This window comes from Aquabacterium sp. A3 (assembly GCF_038069945.1).
Classification (GTDB): domain Bacteria; phylum Pseudomonadota; class Gammaproteobacteria; order Burkholderiales; family Burkholderiaceae_C; genus Aquabacterium.
In genome coordinates this window covers 1,881,484-1,896,421 of record NZ_JBBPEV010000001.1, presented here as the reverse complement: position 1 = coordinate 1,896,421, position 14,938 = coordinate 1,881,484, and the positions used below count along the sequence as shown (strand labels likewise).

The following is a 14,938-nucleotide window of genomic DNA, read 5'->3' as shown; positions in this document are numbered from 1 at the left end:
TCAAACCTCTTCGTCCAGCATGTTGCGCTCAAGTGCGCTTGTCGGCCAATCGGCCTGCTGCGTCAATCTTGTCAAACGTGTCTTGGGATCACCTGACCGCACCCAGGCGTACAGGCGGGCAACGTTGGAATGCGTGAACTGTCCTGACTCTTCCGACAGCGCGTAGTTGTTGCGCGTGCCATCAAAGAAGAATCCAAGAAACAGGTTGTTCTCGCAGGACTTGCCGGGTTGGCAGAGGGGGACGGTTTCTCTAGGCTTCTGGAATTTGTCCTTTAGTACTTCTCGCTCGGCCTGGGAGAAAAAGCGCTCAAAGCTCGTCGGATCAGAGTTTGACTGCACGTCCAACGTAGAAATCAATGCTGTTTGCATGCTCATGGCTTGTGCATTTCCATTTCTGCCAACTGCTGCCGAAGCGAGATTGCGCCGTCTTTGCCTCGCTCGATCAGCATCTCTCTGAACTTGGGGTCATTTGCACCTGTAAAGCCTCCCAACTTTTCACTCTGCCGTTCTGCCATGACCTTCCAAGCATCAATCAGTTGTTGCTCACTGGGTCCCTTGGCTAGGCTGTCGTAATAAGGCAGCAAAGACGCCTCTTGGTCATAGTCCTCTTGCCAGACCTTGCGGCGGTATTCCAGCGTGGGGGTCGGGCCACCATTGATCTTTCCCGGCCACTTCTCGTGTCCGGGAGCGAAGTCGCTGGAAACGACTTCGACGCTGCCATCTTGGTAAAACAAGGCCCACAGCGTGCCAACCTGGCCATCAGGGTAGGGCGGCACCTCGAACTCTTTGTTGATGTACTGACGGGGCTTGTCTTGCCCTTGCCACCAGTCATAACGCAGGACAACTTTGATGCCCGGCTGCCATGTCGTGGGCAGGCTGATGCAGCACATCACGCCACCGCCTCCAAAGGGCCGTACCGGCTCGCCACCCGCCACTTGTTTTTTCTCGCCATCTGGTGACATGAACAGGTAGGCATTGAGCTCCTGATCGGTGTAATTGATGGCAGACACAGAAACGCCGACCGTGTCACCGGTGCGCGCGCATGCCGATGGCAGCAGCGAGGCCAGCACGATGCACAGTGAGGTGCTGGCAACACGCGCCCAGTGGCGGGCTGTCAAATGCGAGAGCAGTGGCATATCAAACCCCTTCGCGCAGCAAGTCATCCTCAAGGGCACTGGTTGGCCATTCGGCCTGCTGCATCAATGTCGTCAAACGTGTCTTTGGATCACCTGACAGCACCCAGGCGCACAGGCGCGTTCGCTCGGGCATGTCGGCGATGTTCAAGCGGTCTGCGTGGGCCAGCGCGCATGCAGTCCATTCATGGACTTGCGAGGGCAATGCGGTGGTGCGGGCAGGCGCGTCGTCTGGCAGATCCTGCCACACGGCGGCCAGCTGTTCATCGGGCTCGCTGTCGGCTAACAGGGCTGCAAACTGGGTGTCTGTCAGTTCAGGGTCTCCCCAATCGTCTGCCGCCTTGGGGTGTGTGGCGTTTGAAGGAGGGATAGTGGGCAGGTGATGCCAGCGGCCATCTCGCCCAATGTACGACCACGCATCTTCCTCAAACAGGGCGTGGCGTTGTTGGTCGGTCATGACGCCATGGATGCCAGGCAAGCGGCGTGTGTCGGGGTAGCGAAAATTGAAGTGCATGCCGTCGCAGTTCACCACCGTCCAGCGCTTCAGTCGGGCCAGCAATGTGGCGATGTTTGATGGTGAGCGAATCAGGGTGACCGCCGGCAGCCGGTCGCAGGCGGTCAGCAGTTGGCTCACCGCCGAGTCCTGGTCTGCGCAGGGTAAGAGCCAGGGTGATGCCGCCAGCGTTTCGGCGTTTCCATTGGCCCGATCGCTGAACAGTGCGTGCTGGTCCGTGATCGATGACGACCAGCCGGCCAACAAGGGCTGGATGGCCGGCAAGAAGACGCCGTCGATCAGCAGGTAGCTGGGGTGTGCCGATTCAGACACCATGCGCTGCAGTTGCTGGAGGCATTCGGGTGCAAACGGGTCGATCACGAGCTCACTCCAAACGGGTGAATGCTGGCGCCGCTTGCAATGACTTGCGCAAACACTCGACGCAGATCGTCTTGGGCATGGCTGGGAAGCTCACGGATTGGGTCGCGCCACCCACCATCGACTTCTTCCCGGCCTTGATGGTGAGCGTGCCAGGACACTGCACCGTGAGTTGCCCACCTTCGATGATGATGCTGGCGCCACCGCTGACGGCCAGCACCACCTTCTTGGCCGCCGCCAGGTTGACCACCCCGCTGGCCGTCTTCAACTCCAGCCGCTGCTTGGCCGCGATCTGCGCGGGCCCAGCCTGGGCCTGCAGGTCGATGGGGCCACCGGCGGCGACCATCGTCAGCCCCTTGCCTGCGGCCTCATTGCCCGCCTGCATGGCCCCGGCCAGCACGCCAATGGCCTGCCCCGTGTGGATGCGCGCCTGCCCGCCGATGGCCCAGTGGGTGTCTTCGCCCGTGGCCAGGGTGGAGGCATCACCGCTGCTGAGGTGGATGTCTTGCCCGGCGGTCAGGCCAATGCCCGCCTTGCCCACGAGCGCGATGTCGGGGTCGGCGGTGTGGGGCACCTTGTCTTTTGTCGTGGCCGTGTTCTTGTCCGCCGCGTCGGCCAGGGCCTTGGGCAGGCTGGTGGAGCTGACCATGCCGCTGAGGCTCTTGGTGAGCGCTGCGGCCGGGGCCAGGGTGTCGTCCAGCGTGCTTTGGCCTGCAGCGTGGCTGCCTTGGGCGGCGGCCACGGCCACCGTCTGGTGCGTGGTGGCGGCCTGGCCGAAGGTGGTGGCCAGTTGCTGCATTTGTTTGGCCAGGGCGATGCCGGCGGCGTTGTCGCCTGCGCCTTCGGGCGTTTGGCCCAGACCATTGCCCAGGCCGTTTCTGAGGCCAAAGGTGCTGAGCATGACGCCGCGCACGGCGCGCAGGCCGCCCCAGGCGTCGGTGCGCAGCTCCAGCCCCAGGCCCCGGAAGCTGCCTCGGTGGTTGTCGGCCTGGTGCAGCAGGTGGCCCATGCTCAGCCAGGTCTGGTGCTGGCTGCTGTGCAGGTGCACGCGGCCCTGGCTGGGGGTGTCGTCCAGCACCAGCTGGTTGGCACCGTGGCCGCCAAACTCTTTGCTCTTGACGCCACTGAGCGCCGCCGCGTTGGCCTGGCCGTCCTGGCCGGGCACGGCCGCCCCGGGGGCGCCGCCGTGCCAGGCGGGGCTGTGGCCGCCGGTGCCGCTGGCGATGCGGTTGCCCTGGGCGCTGGCGAGGTGGTCGGTGGAGCTGTTGAACGGGCTGGTGTCGTTGGCGGCAGGTTGGCCGCCCGGTGTGCGGGGGATGCCGCCTTCGCCCTGGCCGTTGTACAGGCTGGCCTGCACGTAGGGCAGGTCCATGTCGTGGTTGATGAAGCTCACCAGCACTTCCTGCCCGATGCGGGGGATGAACTGCTGGCCCATGCCCACACCGCTGTGGGCCTGCACCACGCGCAGCCAGCAACTGTGGTCGCTTTGCGCGCGCTGGGGTGGGGCGTAGGGGTTGGCCTGCCAATGAAAGCGCACCTTCACGCGGCCTTGGCCGTCGGTGTGCAGCTCATCGGCCCCTTGGGCAAAGGGCTGTCCGTCGGGCCCCACCACGATGGCGGTTTGCAAGCCCAGGGCGGTGGGCCGGGGGCGGGGGCGCAGGCCGGTGTCGTCCAGCCATACCGGGCGCCAGGGCACATTGCGGCGCAGGGCCTGGAAGGCGCAGGCGTAGCCGGTGGCGCGGGCCTGGCGCCACAGGGCCGCAGCCGTGGTCTGATCCGTCGCGGCGTGATCAGGGGTGGGTGTCGGGGTGGTTGTCCACTCGCCGGGGTCGTCCAGGGCGTCCACGGCGTGTGGGCCCAGCAGTTGGTCGGCGGCGGCCTGCAGGTCGGCCGGCAGGTTGTTGATGCCCACGGCCTGCACGTGGGTGAACAGGAAGCGGCGGGCGTCCGGGTCTGGGCGGTCGGTGGCCTCAGCCAGGAGGCTGTCCAGGGTGATGTCGAGCGTGGATTGCGTGACCTCGGCCCAGGTGCCCGCCCGCAGGGTGCGCACGCTGCCGCGGCCCAGCCAGCGTTTGTAGCGGGCCTCGCGGGCTTCTTGCAGCCAGGTGGCGCAGGCCTGGGGGTTGGCGCCCAGGGCGGCCAGGCTGTGGTGGGGGTCGTAGCTGCTCAGCCAGTGCTGCAGGTGGCGGGCCTCGGGGCCGCCCCACTGGTGGTGGGTGGGCACCTCGGCGTGGACGACCTGCTGGGCCTCGCTGTCCCAGCCCACCACCACGGTGCTGGTGGGGCCCAACTGGCGCACCGCGCCCAGGGCCTGGATGCTGTCTTGCACCTCCTGGCTGCTGCTGCGGTGGTAGCGGATGCCGCGCCCGCCCAGGTCGCTGGCGCTGCTGGGGTCTTCGGGCTGGGCGGCGCTGCTGGCAAACAGCACCAGGGTGTGGCCCCCGGGGGCCTGGTGGTCGTCGGCCGGGGCTTCTTCCACGCGCCAGCCGATGCCTTCTTCGGCCAGCAGGCGCTGCACAAAGGCCAGGTCGGTCTCGCGGTACTGCACGCAGTAGGGGCGCTGGCCGCCAAAGCGGGCGTACAGGCCACCACGCACGTGGGCGGGCACGTCGGCATCCCAGCGCCAGGCGGCCACGCCCTGGTGGTCGGTGAAGACGTCGTCAACGATCTCAACCACCGTGCGCTCTTGCCACACCCGGCTGGCCAGGGTGGCGTTGAGCAGGGCCGGCCAGGGCTGCACGCGCAGGTGGTAGCGGGCCAGGCCGCCATCGGCGTCCAGCGCGCTGGCGCGGGCGATGTGGCCGCTGCGGTGGCTGCGCTGGCCGTCGGCCAGGGTGATGCCCAATCGCACAGCGCGGCCGTGCAGGGCCTTCAGGGGCAGATCGGCCCGCAGTGACAGCACCTGCAACTCCAGCACGAAGGGCTCTGACAGGGCCTCGTGCAGCACAAAGCGTTCGACCATCAGGTCGCCCAGTGCATCCTGGAAGGACTCATCCGAGGCTCCGGAGCCCACCGCCTCCAGCTGGTACAGGCGTGTCTGGCTGTGCCAAAGCCGCCATTGCGGCAGCCACGCCGACAGGGCGTTGCTCAACGACATGGATCCCCCAAGCTGCTTGAATCGTGATGCGCCGAGTCTATCGACGTGCACACAAGGGGCTTTTCGCCTCCATGGGGGGAAATTGCTACAGGGTGCAACTGCGCCGGCGCCGGGCGGCACTGCGTATTGCTGCCAAAATCCGCCCATGTCCACCTCTGCCGTTCTCGACATCGTCTGCCTGTGTGCCGCCTGGTGCGGCACGTGCCGCGAGTACCAGGTCACGTTCGAGGCCTTGCAGGGGGCTGCGCCAATGCACCGTTATCGCTGGATCGACATCGAGGACGAGGCCGCGTTGGTGGGCGACATCGATGTGGAAACGTTTCCCACCCTGGTGCTGGCCTGTGGAGGGCAGGTGCTGTTTGCCGGGCCGGTGTTGCCCAGGCTCAATGACGCGCAGCGGCTGGTGAGCGTGCATGCGGCCCAGGCCGAGGCGGTGCTGGCCGGCCAAGGGCACTGGCCATCGGCTGCATCGCTGGGTCTGGCGCCTGACCAGGCCGAGGCCGTGGAGGCGCTGGCGCGGGCCTTGTGAACCCTTGGTGAGCCCTTGGTAAGCCCTGCTGGCTCAGGTCAGGGCGGCGAAGGCGGTGCCCAGCTCTTCCTGGTCGGTGTCGGGGGCGTGCCACTGGCTCAGCCAGGGCATGAAGTCGGGGGCCGGCATGGGTTTGGCAATGAAGTAGCCCTGGGCCTCGTCGCAGCCCAGCTTGGCCAGCAGCTTCCAGTGCTTGGCGGCCTCCACGCCTTCGGCCACCACGCTCAGCCCCAGGTTGTGGGCCAGCTCCACCGTCGAATGCACGATCTTGGCGTCTTGCAGATCGGTCTCCATGTTCATGACGAACGAGCGGTCGATCTTGAGCTCGTCCACCGGCAAACGTTTGAGGTAGGCCAGCGAAGAGTAGCCGGTGCCGAAGTCGTCGATGGACAGCTTCAGGCCCAGGCTGTGCAGGCGGTTGAGCGTTTGCAGGGCGCGCTGCGGGTCGTCCATGATGGCGCTTTCGGTGATCTCCAGCACGATCAGGGTGGGGTCGACCTGCTGGCGTTGCAGCAGGGCTTCGATCTTGACGGGCAGCTCCTGGTCCATGAGGTCGCGGGTGGACAGGTTCACGGCGATCTTCAGCCTCAGCCCCTGGTCGGCCAGACGGCGGGCCATGGCCGCCACTTCGCCCAGCATCCACATGGTCAAGGCGCGGATGAAGCCGGTTTGTTCCGCAAACGGGATGAAGCGCATGGGCGGCACCATGCCCCGCGTGGGGTGCTCCCAGCGCACCAGGGCTTCGGCGCCGATGACCTGGCCGCTGCGCAGGCACACCTTGGGCTGCAGGAACAGGCGCAGCTGGTCGTGCTCGACGGCCTGGCGCAACTCGCTGAGCAGGGTGAGCGATTCTTCGCTGCTGGTGTCCAGTCCGGCGTGGTAGATCACGGTGCCGGCCTGCCGCTCTTTGGCCACGTACATCGCCACTTCGGCGCGGGCCAGCAGCTGGTCGGCGTCGGTGCCGTGCTCTGGGCACACGGTCACGCCGATGCCGGCACTGAGGTCCACCGTGTGGTCGTCCAGCACGAACGGACGCTCCAGCACCCGGTGGATGCGTTGGGCGACCGGCGTGGCCACATTGGCGTCGGCGTTGGTCAGCAGCACGGCGAATTCGTCGCCGCTGAGGCGGGCCAGCACGGCGCGCTGGTCGTCGAAGGCCTCTTCGCGCAATCGCCCTGCGACGGCGCGCAACAGCCGGTCGCCGAACCGGTGGCCCAGCACGTCGTTGACGTGCTTGAAGCGGTCCATGTCCATCAACAGCACGGCGCAGGGCGTGCCCGAGGCGGCGTTGTGGCCGATGGCCTTGCGCAGGTCGGTGCGGAACTGCTCTCGGTTGGGCAGGTCGGTCAGTGCATCCTGGAAGGCCAGGCGGCGGATCTCGACCTCGCGATGCTGGATGGCCTGCCGCATGGATTCGAGCGATTGCGCGAGTTCGCCAATTTCGCCGCGGGCCGAGGTGCTCAGGCTGACGCCGTATTCGCCACTGCCCAGTCGGCGCGCGGCGTTCGACAGCCGGCGCAGGGGTCTGGCGATGCGCTGGGCCGTGAGCACCGAGCCGATGCTGAAGGCCAGGATGCCCAGACCTGTCAGGATCAGCAAGGTGGTCTGCAGCCGCCGGTAGGTGGCCATGGCCTGGTCCACCGAGCGCAGCAAGACCACGGTGACATCGCTTTGGCCGCCAGCGCCGGGCAGCGGCATGGCCACGGCGGCGTACACCCCTTGTTCGGTTTGAAGGTCCACCACCTGGCCGTTTTGCGGTGCGCTGGCCTTGTGGCCCACGGCAGCCATGGCCTTGTCGGGCAAGAGTGCGGGCCACAGCCCTTGGGGCAGTGTGGCCATGGCCACCTGCGAACCTTTGCCGGCACCCCCATGCAACAAAGCCACCTCCAGCCCCGAGAGCTGCTGCATGTCCAGCAGCAGGCCGGCGTCCATTTTGAATGCCATGCCTACCCAGCCGATCAAGGCGGGCGCCCGCACGGGCACGGCCACGATCTGGTAGGGCTGGCCGTCGATGAGCTCCACCTGGTGGCGCAGGCCCTGGTCGTCACTGCCGGCCTTGGCGTGTTGCTTGACGGCGCTGAGGAAGCGGTTGGGCTGCTCGCCGGTGGCGGCTTTCAGTTTGAAGTTGGCGTCGGCGAACAAGGCCATGCTGGCCTGGATGCGCTCACCGTGGTTTTCCAGCGCCGACTGCATGGTGTCGCCATCGTTGCTGGCGATGGCCGCCCTAAAGCCGTAATCGGCCGCCAGCACGCGGGTGGCCTGGTTGAGCTGGTCGTGGTTCTGCTCCAGCAGGCGTTTGAACACCCGCTCGCCGGTGACGAGTTCGGCGCGGATCACGCTGCGGGCGTTGTCTTCCACACTGTGCTGCACGAACCAGTAGCTCACCGCCTGGATGAGCAGCAGCAGCCCCAGGAAGGTCCCGACGATGCGGGTCTGGAGGCGGTGGGGATTCAGAAAGCCCAGCAGCATGCGTGGATCATGGCAGGTTGCCGGTCAGTGATCACTGGCGGTTTGCGAGGGGGCGCCCTGCGTGCCGGCGTCATCCAGCCAGACGGCCAGCGCCAGGTCCAGCCAGTGGGCGTGAGAATGGTCGGCCGTCCCGGGGGTGGGGGTGGTGTCCGTTGGCGCGGTGTGGTCGTCGGCAGCGGGCGTCACCTGCGCCGACAGGGGGCGCGGCGCGCAGGGGAGGCTGGCTACTGGTGTGGGCGTGGCGATCATGGGCGCAGTCCGAAGGTGTCACAACATCTGACATCTTGTTGTCGGCCATGATGGCGGTCTGGTGAAGGTCTGTGGCCTCCAAGAGCGCCCGGAAAACCGGGCTTTTCGTGCAGGGCATCACACGCGGTGCGTCACACACCACCCGTGCGGCTCAGGGTTGGGCGCCCAGCTCGATCAGCGATGTCACCTGCTGATCGAGGTTGTCCATGAACCGCTCGACCGCTTCCACCGGGTGGTCGTTTCGGGGATGGCACACTGAAAACAACTGGCGATCATTCAAGGTGAGTGCAGCGATCAGCAGACCGGTGCTGTTGGTGATCGGCCACATCTCGGCGAGCCTGCGCTCAGCCCCTTCGGGGTTGATGAATTCTGCCGACCCCAGGTTGGTGAAGTGAATACTCACTTGCTCAAGAGAGCCCTTGCGCTTGGCCTGCAGCAGGATCTTGCTGTACAGCGTGCGACCGATCAAGGGCAGCCATTCGTACAGCAACAGGGGCAGGGCCTGTTCGCGTCGCTCGAGGCGGGCCAGCCCGGCCTTGACCTGGGCGTCCAGCGAGGCAATTTGCTGCGCCAGGCTGGGCTGGTGGGTGGCACGCACCACGAAGGTGGCCACGTGGTTGCCGAATTGGGGCGCCTGGCCTTCAGGGAAGTACCGGCGCAGGTCGACCGAGATGCGGATGGCCGCGACCGCCTGGGGGTCGTTGGGTGCCATGGCCAGAAAGGTCTGGGCAATGAGGGCCGTCAGCAGGGTGTTGCTGGTGGTGTTGAGTGATTTGGACAGCTCGCGCAGCCCCTTGGCCGAGGTGCCCAGTGTTTTGTAGTGCACGGTGGTGGGCGCAAACTCGGTGGCACGGTGGGTGGCCAGGCTGAGCACGCGTTGCCCGCGTGCGGCTTGTTTGTCGGCCTGCAAGGTCCGCCACCAGGCGCTGATGCTGGCCGGCCATTCTGGCCAGCGCTTGGGCAGCACCGCGGGCAGCATCGAGGGCGACTCCAGCGGGCAGGGGGTGATGGGCCGTCCATTGAGGCCGGCCATGATGGCGCACATCAACTGCACCATCGAGCGGCCATCGCCCATGATGTGGTGCATCGAGAACATCAGGGCCGGCTGGGTGGGGTGCGGGAAGAACCGCGCCCGCCAGGGCAGGCCCCGCTCCAGGGGCATGGCCTCGTTCAGGAAGGGGCCATGAAAGGCCTGCAGTGCGGCCGTGTCGGTGGGGTCAATGCCGGGCTGGATGCGATAGGCGTCGTCGAACAGCAGGTCGGCATGGGCATCGTCGGGCAGGATGCGCAGGTGGTAGCGCACGATGCCGGGGTTGATGACGCCCCGCATGCGGGGAAAGGCCGTCAGCATGGTGCGCAAGGTGCGACGCACCAGGGCTTCGTCTACCGGGCCATCAAAGCGCAGCATGTAGGGCTGGTTCATGGGCCCGAACAGGCCTTCGCCAGCCCAGTACAGGTGTTCGGATCGGTTCAGTGGGAGGCAGGCGGAGGCGGGCACAACTCAGGGCTTCCGTGGTCATCACGCTCGGCATCGAACGTGGGTCATTGGGGCAACCCCGACTATAGACAGGGTTGCACCGGTGTCGCTTGGGGGCTTTCCTGCACTTGTGTCAGGCCGCCGCCCGCCCCAGTTGCACCGCCAGGCGGCGGATGGCCTCCCAGGGATCGGCGGGCCACTGCGGGTGACGCAGGCCCTTGACCACGCCATCGACCGCCGCCGCCGAGGCCAGCAGCCGGCTGACCATGGCGGGCTTGATGCGCGGCAGGATGCGTTCGAAGTGACGCTCACGGGGGCCCCAGACCCGCAACTCGCGCAGCACCATCGGCACAGGCTTGCCGGCGTCCATGGCCTTGCGGGCACGTTGCAGGGTGAGGATGTCTTCGCTCAGCGTCCAGTGCACGAGCACGGCGGCCTCACCTTCAGCTTCCAGCCCGTCCAGCATGCGCAGGGTGCGGTCGATCTGACCGGACAGCACGGTCTCGCTGAGTTTGAACACGTTGAAGCGGGCCACGTCCACCACCGCGGCTTCAATGTGCTCGGCCGTGAGGGTGCCAGGGCCATGCAGCAGGCCCAGCTTGATGATTTCCTGGTGGGCGGCCAGCAGATTGCCCTCTACCCGGTCGGCAAAAAAAGCGAGGGTGCGCTGACCCAGCTCGCCAGGTTCGACCTGCTGTCCTTGGGTCGCCAGGCGCTGAGCGATCCACCCGGGCAGGGCCTGGCGCTCGATGGGGTCGCAGCGCAGGCTCAGGCCCACGCCGTCCAACGCGGTGAACCAGGCGCTGGATTGCTGCTGCTTGTCCAGCCGGGGCAGGGTGATCAGCGTGAGCAGCCCGTCGTTGCCAGCGGCAGCCTGCGCGTACTGTTGCAGGGCCTGGGAACCGTCTTTGCCCGGCTTGCCCGACGGGATGCGGATCTCGATGAGCTGGCGGTCGCCAAACAGCGACATTTCGCTGGCCGCGCCCAGCAGACTGCTCCAGTCGAAATGCGCCCCGGTGACCGTGTGCACCTGCCGTTCGGTGTAGCCGGCCTGTCGGGCCGCCGCACGCACCGCATCACCCGCTTCCTGCTGCAGCAGGGCCTCGTCGCCGTGCAGGGTGTAGACCGGCTTGAGGGGGCCTTTGCTCAGGTGCGCGCCGAGCTGATCCAGACGCCATTGCATGGTGGCGGCGCAGGCTCAGCGTTCGCCGGCGGGCGTGGGCAGCTGCTCGGGCCGGATGGCCTGAAGCCGCCGCAGCACCTGCTGCACGATGTCGGTTTGCATGGCGCGGTTGAGCGCGGCCGATTCGTCTTGTTTGGCCAGCGCATCCTGCTCGTTGTAGCTCAGGTCGCGGTCCAGGCCGATCTCGACAGGCTGCATCAGCAGGCTGCCGTCGGCGCGGCGCACCTGAAAGCGCAGGCGGTTGCGGGCGGTCATGCTGCGCACCTGGCCGAAGGCGGTCTTGGTGGCCACGGCCAGCTCTTGCGAATCGCGCAGCGCCTCGAACACCAGGTGCTGCGCCGGGCTGCTGGTGGTGCCGGCCAGCTGGGCGGCCTGGGCCACACTGTCCACCACCGACACGCCACTGGCCTCCAGGTTGCGCGCCAGCTCGGCGGCCAGGGGCGACGAGGCCTCAAAGCCCTTGAGCTGGATGGACTGGAAGGCCATGGGCCGGGCACGGCGCAGCTGGAAGCCGCAGCCGCTCAGGCCGGTGACCCATGGCAGGGACGCCGCGGCACCCAGCAGGCTCAAGAGTTGGCGACGTTGCATGGTCATGACCTTAACACCTGCGCTGGGCTTCATCGATCAGACCACCAGGTTGACCAGGCGGCCCGGCACGATGATGACCTTCTTGGGCGCCTTGCCTTCGCTGAATTTGGCGAAGTCTTCGCTGGCCAGGGCAGCGGCCTCGATGGCGGCCTTGTCGGCCTGCGGGCTGACCTTGATCGAGCCGCGCAGCTTGCCATTGACCTGCAGCATCAGCTCGATCTCGTCTTGCACCAGGGCGGCCGGGTCGACCTTGGGCCAGGGCGCGTCCAGCAAATCACCCAACTGACCGGCATACCCCAGCTCGCTCCACAGCGCGTGGGCCAGGTGAGGCGTGGCCGGGTAGAGGCTGCGCAGCAAGATGCCAAAGCCCTCGATCAGGGCGATCTGGCCGTCGGCCGTGTCGGTGGCCTTGAAGCCTTCCAGCGCGTTGAGCATTTTCATGGCGCCCGACACCACCGTGTTGTACTGCATGCGCTGGTAGTCGTAGTCCACCTGCTTGAGCACGGTGTGCATCTCCAGGCGCAGGGCCTTGGCCTCTTTGCCAAAGGCCACGTCGGCCAGCGACGCTGCGCCCTGGGCCAGGCCCGCCGCGCCGGCTTCGCCCAGGCCTTGCAGCTTCATGCCGAAGTTCCACACCCGGCGCAAGAAGCGGTAACTGCCTTCCACGGCGGCGTCGTTCCACTCCAGCGTGAGCTCGGGCGGGGCGGTGAACATGGTGTACAGGCGGGCCGTGTCGGCGCCGTACTTCTCGATCAGCTCTTGCGGGTCGATGCCGTTGTTCTTCGACTTCGACATGGTGCCCACGCCTTCGTAGTCGATGGCGGTGCCCACGGGTAGCTGGCCGTCGGCGCTGTCGACGGCGTTGATGAGCTTGGCACCGATGACCTTGCCGGCCTCGTCCATCACGTGCTCGACATCGTGCGGCCAGAAGTACTCTTTGCCACCCTTGGCCGTGCGACGGCTGTAGATGTGGTTGAGCACCATGCCTTGCGTGAGCAGCTTCTTGAAGGGCTCATCGACCTTGACCAGGCCGAGGTCGCGCATGACCTTGGTCCAGAAGCGCGCGTACAGCAGGTGCAGGATGGCGTGTTCGATGCCGCCGATGTACTGGTCCATGCCACCCGGGCCGGAGGCGTGGTTGCCGCCCATCCAGTAGTTGGTGCGTTCATCGACCATCGCGCCGTGGTTGTCGGCGCAGGTGTAGCGCAGGAAGTACCAGCTCGAATCCACGAAGGTGTCCATCGTGTCGGTTTCGCGCTGGGCGGGCTTGCCGCACTTGGGGCAGCCCACGTTCAGGAAGTCGGGGCGCGACTTGAGCGGGTTGCCGCTGCCATCGGGCACCACGTCTTCGGGCAGGCGCACGGGCAGGTCTTTTTCGGGCACCGGCACCGGGCCGCAGTCGGCGCAGTGGATGATGGGGATGGGGGTGCCCCAGTAGCGCTGGCGGCTGATGCCCCAGTCGCGCAGGCGCCAGGTGGTTTTTTTCTCGCCGATGCCTTTGGCGATGAGCAGTTCGGCCACCTTGTTGACGGCGTCCTTGTGGCACAGGCCATTCAGCGCATCGCTGTTGACGCACACGCCCTTTTGCTTGTCGCCATACCACTCAGCCCAGGCATCGGTGCTGAAAGCTTCGCCTTCCACGGCAATGACCTGCTTGATGGCGATGCCGTACTTCTTGGCGAACGCAAAGTCGCGTTCATCGTGCGCGGGCACGCCCATCACGGCGCCATCGCCGTAGCTCATCAGCACGTAGTTGCCGACCCAGACTTCCACCTTTTCACCAGTGAGGGGGTGCGTGACGAACAGGCCCGTGGGCACGCCCTTCTTCTCTTGGGTGGCCAGTTCGGCTTCGGTGGTGCCGCCGGTTTTGCATTCATCGATGAAGGCTTGCACTTCGGGCTTGCTGGCCGCGGCATGCAGGGCCAGCGGGTGCTCGGCCGCCACGGCGCAGAAGGTCACGCCCATGATGGTGTCGGCGCGGGTGGTGAAGACCCACAGCTGACCGTTGTTGATCAAGGCACCGTCAGCACCCTTGATGTCATGCGCAAACGCAAAGCGCACGCCTTCAGACTTGCCGATCCAGTTTTCCTGCATCAGGCGCACGCGCTCGGGCCAGCCGCTGAGGTAATTCTTGTCCTCAGGGTTGGCCACGGCCGAAAGCAGCTCGTCAGCGTACTTGGTGATGTTCAGGTAGTAGCCCGGGATCTCGCGCTTCTCCACCGGCGCGCCCGAGCGCCAGCCCTTGCCGTCGATCACCTGCTCGTTGGCCAGCACGGTCTGGTCCACCGGGTCCCAGTTCACGGTTTGCGTGCGGCGCTCGCAGATGCCGGCTTCCAGCATCTTGATGAACAGCCACTGGTTCCATTGGTAGTACTCGGGCTGGCAGGTGGCAATTTCGCGGCTCCAGTCAATGGCCAGGCCCATCGCCTTCATCTGCTTCTTCATGTAGGCGATGTTGTCGTACGTCCAGGCGGCGGGCGGCACCTTGTTCTTGAGCGCGGCATTCTCGGCCGGCAGGCCGAAGGCGTCCCAGCCCATGGGCATCAGCACGTTGTGACCGTTCATGCGCAGGTAGCGCGTGAGCATGTCGTTGATCGTGTAGTTGCGCACGTGGCCCATGTGCAGCTTGCCCGAGGGGTAAGGCAGCATCGAGCAGGCGTAAAACGCCGGCTTGCTGGCGTCCTCGGTCACCCGGTAGGCGTCCGCGTCGGCCCAATGTTGCTGGGCGCGGGCTTCAACGGCACGCGGGTCGTAGGTCTGGGTATCGGTGGGGGCGCTCATGGGGCAGCTTGGGCTCTGGGAAGGTGAGACCGCAATTATAGGAAGGCGGTGCGCTGGGGCATGTCGCGCGGCCAACCGCACGCCTTGGCGCTTCGGGTTCTAATGTGTTGGTACCAATTGGAAATGGAGGAGACCATGCGCGTGTTGACTGTGGCGATCTTGGTGGTGCTGGCCCTGGTGGTGGCGCTGGTGGGTTTGAACTGGGCCGCCATGACGGCCCCTGTGGGCCTGTCGGTGGGCCCCACCACGCTGGAGTTGCCCCTGGGCCTGACCCTGCTGGTGTTGATGAGCGTGCTGGTGGCCTTGGTGGCCGCGTATGCCGTGTACCTGCAGGGCTCGGCCCTGATGGAGGCCCGCCGCATGAGCAAAGAGATGCTCGCCAGCCGCGACCTGGCCGACAAGGCCGAGGCCTCGCGCTTCACCGAGCTGCGCCATTTTCTGGAGCAGCTGGAGGCGCGTCAGCGCACCGTGATCGAGCAGGCCAGCAACTCGCTGGCCGCCAGCGTGGGTGAGCTGGAAGACAAGGTGGAGCGGGCGTTGGGGGTGCCTCGGGGGTGAGGT

The 14,938-nt window shown here is 66.3% G+C and carries 12 protein-coding genes; 2 read left to right on the top strand and 10 right to left on the bottom strand.

From position 1 onward, the window contains the following. From WNB94_RS08295 to WNB94_RS08280, 4 genes are read right to left on the bottom strand one after another with little or no spacing between them, the layout of a single operon-like run. Positions 1 to 375, bottom strand: coding sequence for a hypothetical protein (locus WNB94_RS08295; RefSeq protein WP_341389622.1), 375 nt, complete (start codon positions 373 to 375; stop codon positions 1 to 3). Beyond that, entirely contained in the window at positions 372 to 1,136 is a 765-nt protein-coding gene (locus WNB94_RS08290) for a DUF3304 domain-containing protein (protein WP_341389621.1), read from the bottom strand. The genes WNB94_RS08295 and WNB94_RS08290 overlap by 4 nt, the downstream gene beginning before the upstream one ends. 1 nt (position 1,137) lies before the next feature. Further along, the gene (locus WNB94_RS08285) at positions 1,138 to 2,007 is read right to left on the bottom strand and encodes a DUF4123 domain-containing protein (RefSeq protein WP_341389620.1); all 870 of its coding nucleotides are present in this window, start codon (positions 2,005 to 2,007) and stop codon (positions 1,138 to 1,140) included. Between the two features lie 4 nt (positions 2,008 to 2,011). Further along, positions 2,012 to 5,101, bottom strand: a complete 3,090-nt coding sequence (locus WNB94_RS08280; protein ID WP_341389618.1) for a type VI secretion system Vgr family protein — start codon at positions 5,099 to 5,101, stop codon at positions 2,012 to 2,014. Positions 5,102 to 5,246: 145 nt separating this feature from the next. On the opposite strand from WNB94_RS08280, the gene WNB94_RS08275 reads away from it, so the two are divergent. Beyond that, positions 5,247 to 5,630: a thioredoxin family protein gene (locus tag WNB94_RS08275; protein WP_341389617.1), complete on the top strand. Its 384-nt coding sequence runs from the start codon at positions 5,247 to 5,249 to the stop codon at positions 5,628 to 5,630. A gap of 33 nt (positions 5,631 to 5,663) precedes the next feature. Here the strand turns inward: WNB94_RS08275 and WNB94_RS08270 are convergent, their stop codons facing one another. The 6 genes from WNB94_RS08270 to leuS form a co-directional block, all read right to left on the bottom strand. Next, positions 5,664 to 8,099, bottom strand: coding sequence for a putative bifunctional diguanylate cyclase/phosphodiesterase (locus tag WNB94_RS08270; protein WP_341389616.1), 2,436 nt, complete (start codon positions 8,097 to 8,099; stop codon positions 5,664 to 5,666). Positions 8,100 to 8,123: 24 nt separating this feature from the next. Next, a complete protein-coding gene (locus tag WNB94_RS08265) occupies positions 8,124 to 8,348 on the bottom strand; it encodes a hypothetical protein (RefSeq protein ID WP_341389615.1) in 225 nt (74 codons plus the stop codon). A gap of 151 nt (positions 8,349 to 8,499) precedes the next feature. After that, complete coding sequence (locus WNB94_RS08260; RefSeq protein ID WP_341389612.1) at positions 8,500 to 9,771, bottom strand: condensation domain-containing protein; 1,272 nt, start codon at positions 9,769 to 9,771, stop codon at positions 8,500 to 8,502. Positions 9,772 to 9,958: 187 nt separating this feature from the next. Then, positions 9,959 to 11,008, bottom strand: coding sequence for a DNA polymerase III subunit delta (holA, locus tag WNB94_RS08255; protein WP_341389611.1), 1,050 nt, complete (start codon positions 11,006 to 11,008; stop codon positions 9,959 to 9,961). A 15-nt stretch (positions 11,009 to 11,023) separates the two neighbouring features. Then, entirely contained in the window at positions 11,024 to 11,602 is a 579-nt protein-coding gene (locus WNB94_RS08250; RefSeq protein ID WP_341389610.1) for an LPS-assembly lipoprotein LptE, read from the bottom strand. A gap of 30 nt (positions 11,603 to 11,632) precedes the next feature. Next, positions 11,633 to 14,377: a leucine--tRNA ligase gene (gene leuS / locus WNB94_RS08245; RefSeq protein ID WP_341389608.1), complete on the bottom strand. Its 2,745-nt coding sequence runs from the start codon at positions 14,375 to 14,377 to the stop codon at positions 11,633 to 11,635. A 135-nt stretch (positions 14,378 to 14,512) separates the two neighbouring features. On the opposite strand from leuS, the gene WNB94_RS08240 reads away from it, so the two are divergent. Continuing rightward, on the top strand, positions 14,513 to 14,935 hold the full coding sequence (locus tag WNB94_RS08240; protein ID WP_341389607.1) for a LapA family protein: 423 nt from the start codon (positions 14,513 to 14,515) through the stop codon (positions 14,933 to 14,935). Positions 14,936 to 14,938 lie beyond the last annotated feature (3 nt).

Excerpts from the sequence above, each read along its gene's own strand:
- WNB94_RS08295 (WP_341389622.1), bottom strand. The coding sequence starts at position 375 with ATGAGCATGCAAACAGCATTGATTTCTACGTTGGACGTGCAGTCAAAC.
- WNB94_RS08290 (WP_341389621.1), bottom strand. The coding sequence starts at position 1,136 with ATGCCACTGCTCTCGCATTTGACAGCCCGCCACTGGGCGCGTGTTGCC.
- WNB94_RS08280 (WP_341389618.1), bottom strand. The coding sequence starts at position 5,101 with ATGTCGTTGAGCAACGCCCTGTCGGCGTGGCTGCCGCAATGGCGGCTT.
- WNB94_RS08275 (WP_341389617.1), top strand. The coding sequence starts at position 5,247 with ATGTCCACCTCTGCCGTTCTCGACATCGTCTGCCTGTGTGCCGCCTGG.
- WNB94_RS08270 (WP_341389616.1), bottom strand. The coding sequence starts at position 8,099 with ATGCTGCTGGGCTTTCTGAATCCCCACCGCCTCCAGACCCGCATCGTC.
- WNB94_RS08265 (WP_341389615.1), bottom strand. The coding sequence starts at position 8,348 with ATGATCGCCACGCCCACACCAGTAGCCAGCCTCCCCTGCGCGCCGCGC.
- WNB94_RS08260 (WP_341389612.1), bottom strand. The coding sequence starts at position 9,771 with ATGAACCAGCCCTACATGCTGCGCTTTGATGGCCCGGTAGACGAAGCC.
- holA (WP_341389611.1), bottom strand. The coding sequence starts at position 11,008 with ATGCAATGGCGTCTGGATCAGCTCGGCGCGCACCTGAGCAAAGGCCCC.
- WNB94_RS08250 (WP_341389610.1), bottom strand. The coding sequence starts at position 11,602 with ATGACCATGCAACGTCGCCAACTCTTGAGCCTGCTGGGTGCCGCGGCG.
- leuS (WP_341389608.1), bottom strand. The coding sequence starts at position 14,377 with ATGAGCGCCCCCACCGATACCCAGACCTACGACCCGCGTGCCGTTGAA.
- WNB94_RS08240 (WP_341389607.1), top strand. The coding sequence starts at position 14,513 with ATGCGCGTGTTGACTGTGGCGATCTTGGTGGTGCTGGCCCTGGTGGTG.